8 protein-coding genes and 2 pseudogenes are annotated in these 13,964 nt (G+C 60.9%); all 10 read right to left on the bottom strand.

Features of this window, described 5'->3' with window-relative positions:
* Positions 1–24: 24 nt before the first annotated feature.
* Positions 25–1,026, bottom strand: coding sequence for a glycosyl hydrolase family 8 (locus ACLEXF_RS22335; RefSeq protein WP_004204978.1), 1,002 nt, complete (start codon positions 1,024–1,026; stop codon positions 25–27).
* 11 nt (positions 1,027–1,037) lie between these two features.
* Positions 1,038–1,514: a cellulose biosynthesis protein BcsD gene (gene bcsD / locus ACLEXF_RS22330; RefSeq protein WP_004204979.1), complete on the bottom strand. Its 477-nt coding sequence runs from the start codon at positions 1,512–1,514 to the stop codon at positions 1,038–1,040.
* Positions 1,514–5,566: a cellulose biosynthesis protein BcsC gene (locus ACLEXF_RS22325; protein ID WP_135715995.1), complete on the bottom strand. Its 4,053-nt coding sequence runs from the start codon at positions 5,564–5,566 to the stop codon at positions 1,514–1,516. The genes bcsD and ACLEXF_RS22325 overlap by 1 nt, the downstream gene beginning before the upstream one ends.
* Positions 5,563–7,998: a cellulose biosynthesis cyclic di-GMP-binding regulatory protein BcsB gene (bcsB, locus tag ACLEXF_RS22320; protein ID WP_004204981.1), complete on the bottom strand. Its 2,436-nt coding sequence runs from the start codon at positions 7,996–7,998 to the stop codon at positions 5,563–5,565. The genes ACLEXF_RS22325 and bcsB overlap by 4 nt, the downstream gene beginning before the upstream one ends.
* Positions 7,995–10,106: a UDP-forming cellulose synthase catalytic subunit gene (gene bcsA, locus ACLEXF_RS22315; RefSeq protein ID WP_004204982.1), complete on the bottom strand. Its 2,112-nt coding sequence runs from the start codon at positions 10,104–10,106 to the stop codon at positions 7,995–7,997. Before bcsA ends, bcsB begins: the two co-directional genes overlap by 4 nt.
* Positions 10,107–10,125: 19 nt before the next feature.
* A pseudogene (locus ACLEXF_RS22310) lies at positions 10,126–10,918 on the bottom strand (cellulose synthase operon protein YhjQ/BcsQ).
* A 1-nt stretch (position 10,919) separates the two neighbouring features.
* The gene (locus tag ACLEXF_RS22305; RefSeq protein ID WP_048326010.1) at positions 10,920–11,456 is read right to left on the bottom strand and encodes a cellulose biosynthesis protein BcsO; all 537 of its coding nucleotides are present in this window, start codon (positions 11,454–11,456) and stop codon (positions 10,920–10,922) included.
* Positions 11,457–11,772: 316 nt separating this feature from the next.
* Positions 11,773–11,952: pseudogene (locus tag ACLEXF_RS22300) on the bottom strand (hypothetical protein).
* A gap of 18 nt (positions 11,953–11,970) precedes the next feature.
* Positions 11,971–12,984, bottom strand: coding sequence for a dipeptide ABC transporter ATP-binding subunit DppF (gene dppF / locus ACLEXF_RS22295; protein ID WP_004204985.1), 1,014 nt, complete (start codon positions 12,982–12,984; stop codon positions 11,971–11,973).
* A complete protein-coding gene (gene dppD / locus ACLEXF_RS22290; RefSeq protein WP_004204987.1) occupies positions 12,981–13,964 on the bottom strand; it encodes a dipeptide ABC transporter ATP-binding protein in 984 nt (327 codons plus the stop codon). The genes dppF and dppD overlap by 4 nt, the downstream gene beginning before the upstream one ends.

Here is a 13,964-nt window from a genome sequence, read left to right as displayed (position 1 = left end):
GAAACCTGCAAAGCCATCACAGCGCTAGCGCTGATCCTGTTTCGCCAGCCAGACCAGCAGCTTGAGGCTGGCGGAGTAATAATCATCCTTGTCGTCAATCTGCGGCGCTTCCAGCGGTTCGCCAAGCGTTAAATCACGCACCGCCAGCAGGCCGCCGGCCATATTCCACGGGGCGACCTCGTTGGTGCTAACGTTGATCCACGCCGGAGTTTGCAGGCGCGGGTAACTCTGCATCCAGGCTTTCCACGGTGCGAGCAATGCGCTGTGCGGATCGACCCACGAGATATACAGCGGGATACGGATCGCATCGAAACTCATCCGCGGCGGCCACTCTTTGGCCGGCAGCATCTTGCCATCCGCCCGCAGCGCCACCCAGTCGCTGGGCAGATGCGATTTCCCCCAGCCCATCTGCCCCAGCAGCGCCTGCCCGTCACTCTGCAATGTCCGCCAGGCGGTCAGGTGCGTCCGCTCCGCAAAGGCGCGCCAGGCCGGGAAGATGAAATAGGAGGGGTTAAGGTTCAGGTGGTCGTTGCGGTTAAACCCCTTCACGCCCGGGAGCATCACCTGGCGACCGGCGAAAGTCACCACCGTATATTTCAGCAGGGAGGCGGTGATGGCATCGGAGGCCGTGGCGTAGCGCTTGTCCTGCCACTGCTTTTGCGCGCGCAGCAGCGCCCAGGCGATCAGGGTATCGCCATCGGTGGCGTTGTTTTTATCGGCGATCGGGTCCGGCGCCACCGGGTTATAGCGCCAGTAAAACAGCCCGTTAGACTTGTCGCGCAGGGTGCTGTCCGTCCACTGCCACAGCTTGTCGAACGCCGGGCGATCGTTATTCGCCACCGCCAGGAGCATGGCGAAGCCCTGGCCTTCCGTATGCGACACATTGCCATTGGCGGTATCAATGATACGGCCGTCCGGCATCATAAAACGGGCCTTATAACGCTCCCAGGCCGTATCCGCCCACGCCCGGGGCACCAGCATTACTGCCGTTGTCACTATCACCGCCACTAAAGCACGCAGGGGCATAAATTCACTCATTATGGATGGTAGTAAAGAAACTGAACGTCAGAGACAGAGAACACCCGCTCACGCTGCAATATTACGTGAGCGCTGCCTCCCTGACTCTGCAGCCAGCGAGAATATAACCCCTCGAGTATGGCACAGAACGCGTTGCACCAGCGCACGCGCCCCGCATCATCGCGGCTGACCGGCAACGCCTGATGGCGCAAGCGCAGGCCATCCTCACCGACGTCGATGGTTACCACCCCCCAGTGAAAATGGGTCAGCAGCCGGTTGATATTCGCCTCCAGCTCCCCTACGGTCTCCGACGCCGGCAACGGATGGGTCTCCGCCAACGAGGCGCCCATCTGACGCAGGAAGGGCTGACTTTCCAGCTCGCCGGCATTATTTAACATACCTTCGACCATAATAATCAACAGATCGAACCATCCGGCAGGCGTTTGCTGCTGCTGAAACCAGGTCATCACCACCGGGTTATTGTTCTCCGTCATCATCAATGATCTCCTAACATATAGCGAATATAGAGCCCGGCGGTGCTTTCGTTATAATCCCCGAAGGTGTCATAGCCAATCTGGCCCCCCAGCGTCATCTGTTTGTTGACCTTGTAATCCGCCCCGGCGCGCAGGGTATAGCCGATGCCGCTCTTCGAGGTCGCAGAATAGTAGGCTTCCTTGGCAAACCCATTGCTCACCGCCGTCTCCAGGGTCTGCTGCCACTCCGAATTGGTCGGGAAATAGGCGCTCTTATCCTGGCTGTAAGACTGGTAGCCCACCGAGCCGCCGAGCTTCATGGTCCAGTTATCATATTTTTCCGTCAGACTGACCGGCAGCGACACGCTGACGTAGTTTTGCGGACTAAAGTAGCCCCCCTGGCCATAGGTGAAGTAGCTGAGGTTTTTGGAGTAATCCATATAGCTCATGCTCAACCCGGCCTGCAGCTGGCGGTATTCGTCATGATAGGGCCGCAGATAGACCCCGGCATTGGCGTTGATGCTGGTGTTGCTGGCGACGTTCTGCCCCAGGTAGCTGTAACCGCCGCCGCCAACGTAGAAGCCCGCGTCACCGTCGTCATAGCTCAGCTGCAGGGTGCCGCCGTTTTTCGTCACCTGCCCCCAGGTTTTACCGGAATAGGCATCCTTCAGACCGACATACGAAAGCAGGCTGTCGGTGAGCGAGCGGCGTTCGCCGGTGAGGATCAGCGACAGATAGTTGGTCAGCTTGGGCGACCATTTCACCCCGCCGACAACGGTATTCAGATCCTGGCCCAGCGGCGTGCTGCCGATATCGACCCGGTAATCGTCACCGCTTAGCGCCAGCGCCAGTTCGACGCCGTTGGCCTTCTGCGAATCGGTCGAGCCGCTGGTCTGGTCAACGTTCGGCTTACGGCTGGACGAGGAAAGATAGCTGGCCACCTGCCCCGAATCATAGCTCCCGAGCTTCGCCAGGTTTTCCATCCCGCTGCTGGTGGTCGGATTGAAGTCCGCCGCGTTCAGGGTGCCCAGGCCGCTTAACGCCTCTGCCCCCGGATTGCTGGCAAAATAGGCCGTCCGCTCCGCCTCGGTCATCGAGGCGATCGCCGCCTGCTCGCTGGTGGCGGTACTCACCATATTGGAGACCGCGTTGGCCAGCGGGTTGGCACCGTAGCGACGCCAGGCGTCGCCGCTGGCGGTCCCGGCGTTTAACGACACCGGGGTGACGGTAAAGTCAAAGCGCGAGTCGCCAAACGGCGAGGAGGACCAGGTCAGCGGCGTTCTGAGCTCCGTCAGCTTGCTGGTGCCCGATTCGCCGTCGCGTCCGCGCACGTCCATTCCCCCCTGCAGCCAGCTGCCGGTTTTCTCCTGCAGCGACTCCATCATGGTGTCCACCTGACGCAGCATCCGCGTCTGGGCGGTTTCCACCGGCAGATCGGTGCGCTGGATCCCCGGCAGTGAGGAGCCGGGCGCGGCGGCCGACTGGGCAACCTGCCACGGCATATACTGCCCGTAGGCGGAGGCCGTCCGCGTCGGCGCCGACGTTTGCGACACGCCGATGAAGGGGTTATCCGCCGCCAGCACCCCGCCGACGGTCGGCGTTTCGCTGCTGTTGGTGCTTTGCATGCCCAGCAGTTTGCCGCGGGCGCTGCGCAGGTAGGTCATCGCCTGCTGATGATGACCCTGGGCCTCCGCCACTCTCGCCAGCAGCAGCAGGCGATCCGGGGAGTTATCCTGACGCAAGCCGCCGGCCAGCTGTTCCGCGCGCTCGTTGTTCCCCGCCGACAGCGCGACGTCGATAGCCCCGGCGCGCGCATCCTGGTTCGGCGTATCGCGCGTCATCAGGTAGTCATAGACCACCCCGGCCTCTTTGTTCATTTTGCCGCTCTGGTACAGCCGCGCCATCGCGAACATCAGATCGGTATTCTGCGGATCGCTTTGCATGGCGCGGATCAGCTTGTCATACGCCGCGGCATAATTGCCCTGCTCGCGCAGGCGGTCGGCCTCGTTGATCACATAGCCATTGCGAATGCTCGCCAGCTGCGTAGGCGTACTGCTGGCCTGCAGCTGCGGATTGCTGATCAGGTTCTGCGCCTCGCCGGTCAGCCCGGCCTGGTTCAGGACGGCGATCTGATCGGCGTAATCCCCGGCGTTGCCGGACACCCCGCCGCTGATATTGTTGCGCACCAGCGATACCGCGGTGGTCAGGTCGCCGCTCTCGGCCAGCAGCCGCGCCAGCTTGCCGGCGTCCGCCGGGGCTTTCGGCGGCGTGGAGGCCATCGCCCGCAGGGTATTGCTGGCGGCGATGGTATTGCCCTGCGCCAGGTAGTTTTCGGCGGTCACCAGCTGCAGGTTGTAGTTCACCCGCTGACGTAAATCGCGCATGTCGCTGGTCTGGCTGCCGCCGGGAATGCGCGCCAGCAGCGTCTGCGCCTGTTGCCAGGCGCCGTTTTCGCTGGCGAACAGCGCGGCGGCATACAACGCGCTGTTGCTGGCGCCGGGGCGATAGGCCGCCGACATCAGCGAAGAGGCCTCGCTGGCGTTACCCGATTTTTGCAGCAGTCGTGCCAGATCGAGACGCAGCCAGGGATCGTCCGGATAGCGGGCAACGCCTTCGCGCAGGGTGGCTATTGCGCCAGCTGGGTTACCGCTGCTGACCTGCGCCTGGGCCTGACGACGCAGGGCGTCGCCTGGCATGCCGGCCACCACTCGCGGCTGCAGTTTTTGCTGTAGGCTCTGCGGCAGCGTCTGCAGCATCGCCTGCGCCTCGGCGGATTTATTCTGCTCGCGCAGCACGTAGTAGAGGTTTTCCCGCGCCGCCGCATTCTGCGGGTCGTCGTTTAACAGTGAGCGCAGCGTTTGCTCGGCCTGGGGTAAATCTTTGTTATGTCGCAGCACATCGGCGCGAAACAGCTTCGCCGAGGCGCCCCGCGCCCCGCTCTGCTGCGCAAGCGGCGCGGAGAGCGCCAGCGCCTGGCTGATATTGCCCTGCTTATAGGCCTGCTGAGCCTGCGCTAGCTGGCCGTAGAACAGGGCATCAGCCGCCTGCTGACGGCGGGTCGCCGAGGCGTCGCCGCCGAGGTCCGCCGCCCGGCTCAGATATTGCGATGCGGCCTGGTAGTCGCCGCTGCGCTGCGCGATATAGCCCATGCCCGCCAACGCATCGGCATCCTGCGGGTTGGTCTGCAATACCTCTTCAAACTGCTGCTTCGCGGCAGCGGTATTGCCGCTGTTGAGATTGGCGTAGCCCTGGCCGCGCGCCTGGCCGCTGCGCCGTTCACGAAAGTAGTTCTGAACTTCGCTATCCTGCGGATGACGCTGCATCCAGGTGTCGTAATACTGCTCATCCCCGGCCTGCGGACCCAGCCAGAGCAAGGCCTGACGCAAGCCGCTGTCCGCCTCTTTATTGCCGCTGGCCATCGGCTCGAGCAGGGCGATCCCTTCCCGACGGGTATCTTCCCGCCAGGTTAACGCTTTGCCCAACGCTACCCGCGGGGCGTTCTCCTGGGGATGCTGCGCCACGTACTGCCGCAGTTCGCTAATGGCCTGCGGATAGAGCGATTTGTCGCTGGCCATGGTCAGGTAATATTCCGCCGCCAGCCCGGCAGGCGGCGTATTGCCATTGAACATGCTGCGCCAGGTCGCCAGCGCGCCGGGGATATTGCCGCCGCGCGCCTGCTGGCGAGCCAGACTGAGCTGGCCCTGCGGCACCTGCGACATTTTTTTGGCGTTGTCCAGATCCTGCAGTCCCGGGCTGTCCGGCGCCGCTTTCGCCAGCCGCGCGCGCCACTGCGCCGCCGCCTGCATATCGCCGCCCTGCTGCGACCAGAGCGCCATCAGATACAGCGCCTGGGTGTTGTTGGCATCCACCGAGAGCACCTTCTGCAGGGACTCCATCGCCAGCTCGTCATGGGATTTCTCATGCCAGTAGTTGGCCTGGGCGAACAGCGCCTGCAGCGCCGCGTCGTTACCCGCCGCCAGCGCGCCGCCAGAAGCGCCGAGAGCCAGGGCGCCGGTGAGGCAGAATGTGGTGAGCCGCCGGGAGCTTTTCATCGTTATCGTTATCTTTCTTTTCATTGGTTATCCCCCGAACCCAGACGCTTACGGGCGTGACGTTTAAACATCGCGGTCAGCGCCAGTCCCATTATCGAGGTGGCAATCAGCCCCAGCAGAGCGAGGAAACCGGAGTGCTGGCTGGCATACCAGACCGCCATCATGTACCACGGCATCTGACCGCTGGGGAACGGCGTACTTACCTGGAAACTACGCACCCCGTTATCGCTGGTGATCACCGCGGTATCGCCACGGATCCCGGCATTGATGCGCGGTGAGTCCAGATCGTTTTTCAGTCGCGCCAGCTGGTCATCATTGCTGGCCATCGCCACCACCACCAGGCGGGCGGGATTCCACGGCGAACGATAGCTGATAAACCCGCGCCAGGCGCTGCTGGATGAGAAGTAGCGATCGGCATCGAGGCTGGCGGAGGTCCAGTCGCCGGTGAGTCGGCGCTGCGCTTTTTGCCACAGGTCGGGCTCGCGGACGCTCAGCACATTATCCACCGGGCGGTAGGGTGAGTCGGCCAGCAGGCTCTGGTTGAAGGCCTGCTGATCGAGAGCGGTGACCGCCAGCACATCACGTTCGCGCAGCGACTGCAAATCCCCGCCGCCGGTGGGCATCCCAAGCACGACGCGGTTATTCGCCAGCGCGGTGCCGGTCGCATTCCCGGAGCGCGCCGCCAGATTCAGCAGGGTTGCCACCTGGGTCTCAGACGGTTCCGCCGGCAGCAGGAGCGTCGTTTGCGAATAGTCCGCCAGCCGCGAGAAAGGGAAAGAGGCGCCGACGAAATAGGAGAGGTTTGGCAGCAGCGAGAAGTGTCGCGTTTTGCTCAAATCAATCCATGAGTCGTCAGTGATGCGGCTCTTGATATTGTTATTCAGCAGAACCGAGCACGGAACATCGTCCTTCGGCACCACATTGAAGTACATCGACAGCTGGTTATCGCCATAGATCAGGTAGGGTGCCAGCGGGATGGTAAAGCGCTCCTGGCGCGCATCGCCCCCGAGGTAGCGCCAGACTTTCTCCAGCGGCCCCTGCTTGTTCATCGGCAGGTTGTTGAGGAAGGTGCCGTTGAGCGTGACGCTCAGCAGGGACTTGTCTTCATTGATCCAACTCTCCGACGGGAAGCGGTAGCCAACCTGCAGCGGGATCGTCTCGCCATCCCACAGATAGAGGTCCGGCGCGGCGCGGAAGGCGATACGTAAAGGTTCGTGCCAGACGCCGCTGACGGTCGGGCTTTGATCCTTACGCAGCAGTTCGCTGAGTCTGACTGGACGATCGGTGGGGATCCAGCGCGGCGCATCGTACGCTTTGCCAACCGGGATGGTCTGTGGTTCAACATCCAGCGTCGCGGTTTGCGGCGCGAAGTTGCCGCGGGTCAGGCGCCAGGCGGCCATGCGCAGCGCGGTATCGTTTTTGCCGACAATCAACAGCAGCTTGTAGGCTGGATTGGCGGGGTTGGCGATGATGCGCAGCAGTGGCTTATCGGTTTCCGGCAGCGTCATGCCGCCCACCTGCTCGCCCGGGTGGCCAATCACGATACCGTGGCGTTCCGGCAGGCGGTCGCGCAGCGCGCTGAAGGCGATGCCGCGATAGTCCGCCTGGATACCCAGCCAGGAAGAGACCAGCGCCGCGGCGCTGAAGACGTCGGCCGACGGCTTCGCTCCATAGGAAACGGCGATGTCCGCCGGCGTCATCTGCATGCTGTCGAAGAATGGACGCGGGAAGTGGCTCAGATCGTCGCTGATGTTCAACTGCTGGCTTTCCCAGCTGAAATGCGACGTGGGCAGCACCGTCACCCGCGACGAATCATGAATGTCACGCTGGCACTGCAGGGTATCGCCATCGTTGATCTTCACGCTCAGGTTATTACTGGAAACCATCAGCGCGGGCGGGATATCCAGTTGATAATGGGAGACATCCTCGCCATCGGCGCCCAACGGCAGGGTGCCGAGCGGTTGACCGTTGAGCATCAGCTGCAGGGTGGCGTTGCGGCTCGCCATTTCCGGCGATACGCGAACGGCAAGGCTAAGCTGCGAATGGATCACCACCTGATCGGAAGGCAGGGTAAAGCTGACGCCCCCCTGCCGCTGACCGCCGCTGAGGATAATGCCGTCCGGCATCCCCATCTGCGCCAGATTCAGATCGCCTCCCCAGACCGGAGCGACAGGAATGACCTCCGGCGCGGCCGACCCGCTCACCGGCGGGGGCAAGTCCGGCATATCCGGCGCAGGGGCCGTCGCCGCCGCATCGCCGGCGGTGGCGGGGGCTGTCGGGGAGGCGCTCTCCTCCGGCGAGGCGGCCGGGGGTTCGTCGCCTGGCTCGCTGTCCGCCGCGCCATTGAGCTGCGGAAAGCTCAGCGGCGCGGCGGCGCCGGAGCCCGGTTCTTCACTGTGCAGCGCAGGCGCAGAGAGCATCCCTGCCAGCAGCGCCAGCGTCGTTAATCGCTTCATAACGTGCCATCCTCCTGCGCCGTTTTCGCCACTGTTGCCCGATTGCGCTGGCTGCGACGGGTTTTCCACGTCAGCCAGAACAGTTCGAACACGCAGCGTAAAATGGTGAAGAAGGAGCGGAACGGGTTATCCTGCGGGCGCGGCGGATTAATCCACGCATCCGCGCGGGCCAGCACCACGCGCACCAGCTCACGGCGGCGCGAAAGCGGAATATCTTCATCAAACTTGAGGCGCAGGAAGCGCTCGTCAGAGGTGACCAACTGGGCCGGGATGGAGATAGCCCCGGACTGCAGGATCAGCTCAACCTCTTCGATATCATCCTCCAGATGGCGCTTATCCGGCGCCACTACGCGGCAACCGCCCATCGACAGATCCTCGGTGTGGCTGCGGGACACGATGCCGCTGGCGTAATGGATCACTACCGGGATATCGACATCGATACGAATGGTTTTCCGCACCTGCCGCGTTTCACGCGCGACGGCAATCGCCGCCAGCAGGAAGATCAGGCTGTAGATCCCCCACCCGACGTTCAGAGCGATAACGTTGGGGTCCGAGCCAAAGTAGTCATGGCCAATCGCCCGGACGATGCCGACGATCACCCCCAGCGCCAGCAGACAGGCCACCACCAGGTGCGGACGCACCACGGTGAAATCGAAGTAGCCGACGTCCAGCAGGCCGCCCTTATCGGTGACGTTGAATTTGCCGCGTTTGGGGAAAATCATCGTCACCAGGGTCGGCAGCACCAGGTGAAAAGCCAGCACAATGTCGTAGATTTCCCCCCAGAAGCTGTAGCGATAGCGGCCGTTCATTCGCGAACCGACGTAGATGGCGAGAAACAGGTGTGGCAGCGCATAGGAGACGATCAGGCTCGCTGACGAGTAAATGATATTGAGGTTAAACAGCAGATAAGCCAGCGGGGCGGTGACAAACACCACCCTCGGGAGCGCAAACTGGTAGTAGAGCATGGCGCTGAGATAGCACAAGCGCTGCTGGAAGGTCAGCCCGCGGCCAAACAGCGGGTTATCGACGCGAAAAATCTGCGTCATCCCGCGCGCCCAGCGGGTACGCTGGATAACGTGCACCACCAGGCGCTCGGTGGCGAGGCCAGCCGCCAGCGGAATATCGAGAAAGGCCGACTTCCAACCAAGGCGCTGGAACTTGAGCGCCGTATGGGCATCTTCGGTCACCGTTTCAACGGCGAAACCGCCGATCTGCGCCAGCGCCTCGCGGCGGATCACCGCGCAGGAGCCGCAGAAAAAGGTGGCGTTCCAGTTATCGTTGCCCTGCTGAATCGGGCCATAGAACAGCATCCCTTCGTTTGGGATGTTGCGCCCGACGGAGAGGTTGCGCTCAAACGGATCCGGGGAATAGAAGTAGTGCGGCGTCTGCACCAGCGCCAGCATCGGATCTTTCAGGAAGCCGCCGACGGTGGCCTGCAGAAACACGCGCGTGGCAACGTGGTCGCAGTCGAAAACACAGATAAGCTCCCCCTGGGTCAGGGTTAGGGCGTGGTTGAGGTTCCCCGCTTTAGCGTGTTTGTTATCGTTGCGGGTGATATAGCCCACCCCGACGTCGGCGGCGAAGACGGCAAACTCGCTGCGTTTACCATCATCCAGAAGATAGATTTTCATTTTATCTTTTGGATAATCAATACATTGTGCCGCGAGGACGGTGTCACGCACCACCTCAAGCGGTTCGTTATAGCTCGGAATATAGATATCCACCGTCGGCCACTTGCTCATATCATCCGGCAGCGGAACAATACCGCGCTTCAGCGGCCACACGGTCTGCAGATAGTTAAGCAGCAGCATCACCCAGATATAGACTTCCGCCAGAAAGAGCCCCATGCCGAGGATAGTTTCAATAGCTGAGTTGAAGTGCAGGGTCTGCGTGAGGCGAAAATACATGTAACGGGTAGACATCAGCAGCGACGTGACGACCATAATGACCGATACGCTGCGGCGCTTGCTGAACCCCATCAGAAAGAGAATACCGATGCTCAGCAGACCAAAAATATACTGCTTCTGGCTGTCCATCGGCGTGATCACCACCAGCACGGCGACGGGTGACAGCACCAGCGCCAGCAACCAAAAAAGAGATTTTTTCATTCAGCAGCCCTGCAATAAGTTAAAGCCCTGACATGCGTGGCTGGCTGTGCACCGTGCCATCGCCAATATGGATACCCAACAGCGAAGATATTTTTTTAGCAATAATTTCAATATCGAAGGCCGCTGCCGAGGAAGCGTTAAAGTCCAGAATCGACTTCTGCGACGCATTGGCCTCCACCACGCTTTCATCACGATGGACGATGCCAAGCAGTCGCTCGCCCAGCTTCTCTTCCATCAGGCTGGTGACGTCCCGGCTGACCTGGCGACGGCTATCGCTTTGGTTAATGACGAAATAGTGCCCATGCTTGTGATTCAGCGCCGCGCCGGTCAGGCGCTGTTTTTCCACGTGCGCCAGGGTCGACATCGAGGCGGTATCCGCCAGCAGCGGGATCAGATGCAGGTCCGCCAGCCCCGTCAGCGCCTTTAGCGCCGGCGAAGGCCCTGGCGGCATATCGGCGATGGTGATAAGTCCGGGATAATTCAGCAGTGCGGACAGTCCGCGCTGGAGAAAATGGTCATTGTGGGTCAGCTGCTCATCAAACGCCTGACGCTGCGCTTCGCTCACTTCGCCATACGGCAGGACGAAAATGTTGCTGCCGGCGCTCAGCACGCACTGGCTCCAGTCGTGCAGCTCCAGCGCCTTCGCCACATAGCCGCGCTCATCGTTCAGCGGCACGCCAAAATGCAAACGCAGCGCGTTCTGGACATCAAAATCCAGCGCCAGCACTTTGCTGCCGGTCCGCGCCAGCGAATAGGCTAAATTGGCCGCCAGGGTCGTTTTCCCTACGCCACCTTTCGGTGAACAGACGCAAATCAACGGCATGTTGCGATCCTTTCCAGAAGTGATTTCAAAGGCTGGTCTTTATTTTTCGCCACCGGCTCTGCGCTTTTCGCCGCGAACAGGTGGGCATAGTTCTCGGCGGTGGGCGCGGGTCGAGGAGCCATTCTCGGCGGCGCCATTGCCGGTTCAGGCGCCGGGATTGAAGGCGCAGGGGTCACCGCAGGCTCCTGCCTGACTGGCTCCGGCGCGGCGGTGGCGGTCTCCACGGCCGGCTGCGGGGCCGCTGGCGCGGCCGGAGCGGCAGGCACAACGGAAGCGGAGGCTGGCGCCGCCGCTACGGCCGCTTCTATCTGGTGGAACAGATCCGCGGGCACTGACTGCGGCAGGGGCGCGGAAACCGAGCCTCCCAGCGCCAGGGAAGAGGGTTTCTCTGCGCCGGGATTTAGCTGATTGAGGATCGCCCAGTCTCCATGCTCGCGCGTGGCGGCTTGCGATGAAAGATCCTGAAATTTGAGGTTTTGCGTCCGCGTTTTTTCCTGAAAGCGCTGCAGATCATCATAATGGTTCATTGATAACCTCATGATTTTAAAAATTTCATATTAAGTTTGTTGTTATTTTCTAAGTATATTTAAAATATCGTGGCGTCTCTGGTATGGCAGAAAACGCGCCGTTGGAGACGTACCAATACATACGGTTGACAGGGTTATAATAGTTTAGAATTTGATTTTCGGTGTGATTCCACGGCAGAAGTATCGCTACACTAACATTTTCCTTTCAGAAGGATAGCCCCATTTTTTAGGTATGCGTCCATCCTTAAACCACGCTTCCACCGCGCTTCCCGTCCGTTTTTATATAAATGTATTAGGTAATGATAGAATCATAGCGTCAGATCAGCGAAAGAATAAACCTGAACCATTTTAATTTCTCTTTAATTCTATAAAAATGGACTGAAAGCCTTATTTTTTCGGATAATCGACGAAGAATGCGCCGAGAACGTGGCATTCACTGCGATAAAAGGCGATATCGCCGGGTTTTATCCCCGGCGGGAGAGAAGCCCCCGGTTATCGGACCGGGAGCGTGCCATCAGGCGTGGGGCTTTTGCGGATTCTCATCCTGGTCGACGGCAAAGCAGGCCACCAGCTGGCCGCCGTAATCCTTCAGCTGCGGCTGAAGCTGGGTGCAGGGGCCGAAGCGCCGGCGGCAGCGCGCGTTGAAGGCGCAGCCCGGCGGCGGATTCAGCGGGCTCGGCAGCTCGCCGGTCAGCTTAATCCGCTCGCGACGGTCGTCCGGGTTCAGACGCGGCGTCGCCGACAACAGCGCCTGGGTGTACGGATGACGCGGATTGTTAAAGATCTGGTCCTTGGTGCCCTTCTCCACGCAGCGGCCGAGATACATCACCATCACTTCATCAGCGATATGCTCGACGACCGACAGATCGTGGGAGATAAACACATAGGACAGACCTAAATCCTGCTGCAGATCCATCATCAGGTTCAGCACCTGAGCGCGTACCGAAACGTCCAGCGCGGAGACCGGCTCATCGGCGATCACCACGTCCGGATCCAGCATCAGCCCGCGGGCAATGGCGATACGCTGGCGCTGACCGCCGGAGAACATATGCGGGTAGCGATCGTAATGCTCTGTTTTCAGGCCCACTTTCGCCATCATCGCCAGCGCTTTTTCGCGGCGCTGCTCTTTGCTCAGGCTACTGTTAATCAGCAGCGGCTCTTCCAGAATCTGCCCCACTTTTTTACGCGGGTTCAGAGAACCGTAGGGGTTCTGGAACACAATCTGGATTTTTTGCCGCCGCAGCTTCTGCGCCTGTGGGTCGTGCTTAAGCAGATCCTGCCCCTGATAATAGAGCTCGCCGCCGGTGGGAATTTCAATCATCGTCAGCAGACGACCGAGGGTCGATTTACCGCAGCCCGACTCTCCCACCACCGCCAGCGTTTTACCGCGCTCAAGAGTAAAGGAGACGCCGTCCAGCGCCTTCACCAGCCGTTCCGGGGCGAATAACCCCTTCTTCACCGGGTAGTGTTTTTTCAGATCAATGGCCTGCAACAGCGGTTGTGGCGTGGCGGCCTTTTGCGTACTCATAATCCAGGCCTCCCGGCATCATCGAGTGGGTAGTGACATTTAGACTGGCGACCGCCATTGAGATCCGCGAGCGCCGGCTCTTCGCTACGGCATTTATCCGTAGCATAGGGGCAGCGCGGGTTCAGCAGGCAGCCGTTGGGACGGTCATATTTCCCCGGCACTACGCCCGGCAGCGACGCCAGACGCGCTTTATCCTGGGCAAACTCCGGCAGCGCGCGCAGCAGCGCCTGGGTGTATGGATGGCGCGGCGCGCGGAAAATATCCTTCGCATCGCCAGTCTCCACCACCTGACCGGCATACATAACGATAATTTTATGCGCGGCCTCGGCCACCAGCGCCAGGTCGTGGGTGATCAACACCAGCGCCATATTCTCCTGCTGCTGCAGTTCCAGCAGCAGCTCGATGATCTGCGCCTGAATGGTCACGTCCAGCGCGGTGGTCGGTTCATCGGCAATCAGCAGTTTTGGCCGACAGGCAATCGCCATCGCGATCATGACGCGCTGGCTCATCCCGCCGGAAAGCTGATGCGGGTAGACGTCCAGCCGCGACGCCGGATCGGGAATGCCGACCAGGTTCAGCAGGTCGATGGCCCGCTGGCGGCGGGTTTGCTTGTTGCCGCCCTGATGGACTTTTATCGCTTCCATAATCTGGAAGCCGACGGTAAAGCAGGGATTGAGGCTGGTCATCGGATCCTGGAAGATCATCGCCACCTCCGCCCCCACCAGCTGGCGCCGCTCTTTTTCAGAGATGCGCTGCAGGTCGCGGCCGTTAAACTCCAGTTTGTCCGCCATGACCCGGCCGGGGTAATCAATCAGACCCATAATCGCCAACGAGCTGACGGATTTACCGGATCCAGACTCCCCGACGATGCCGACCACTTCGCCCTGCTTCACGCTATAGCTGATGCGGTCCACGGCGCGGAACGGCGCGTTTTCATCGCCGAAATGCACCGATAATTTATCTACATTCAATAACGCCAT

It is taken from the genome of Klebsiella pneumoniae complex sp. WS1778 (assembly GCF_049472055.1).
Taxonomy (GTDB): domain Bacteria; phylum Pseudomonadota; class Gammaproteobacteria; order Enterobacterales; family Enterobacteriaceae; genus Klebsiella; species Klebsiella quasipneumoniae.
This window is presented reverse-complemented; position numbering and strand designations above follow the sequence as displayed.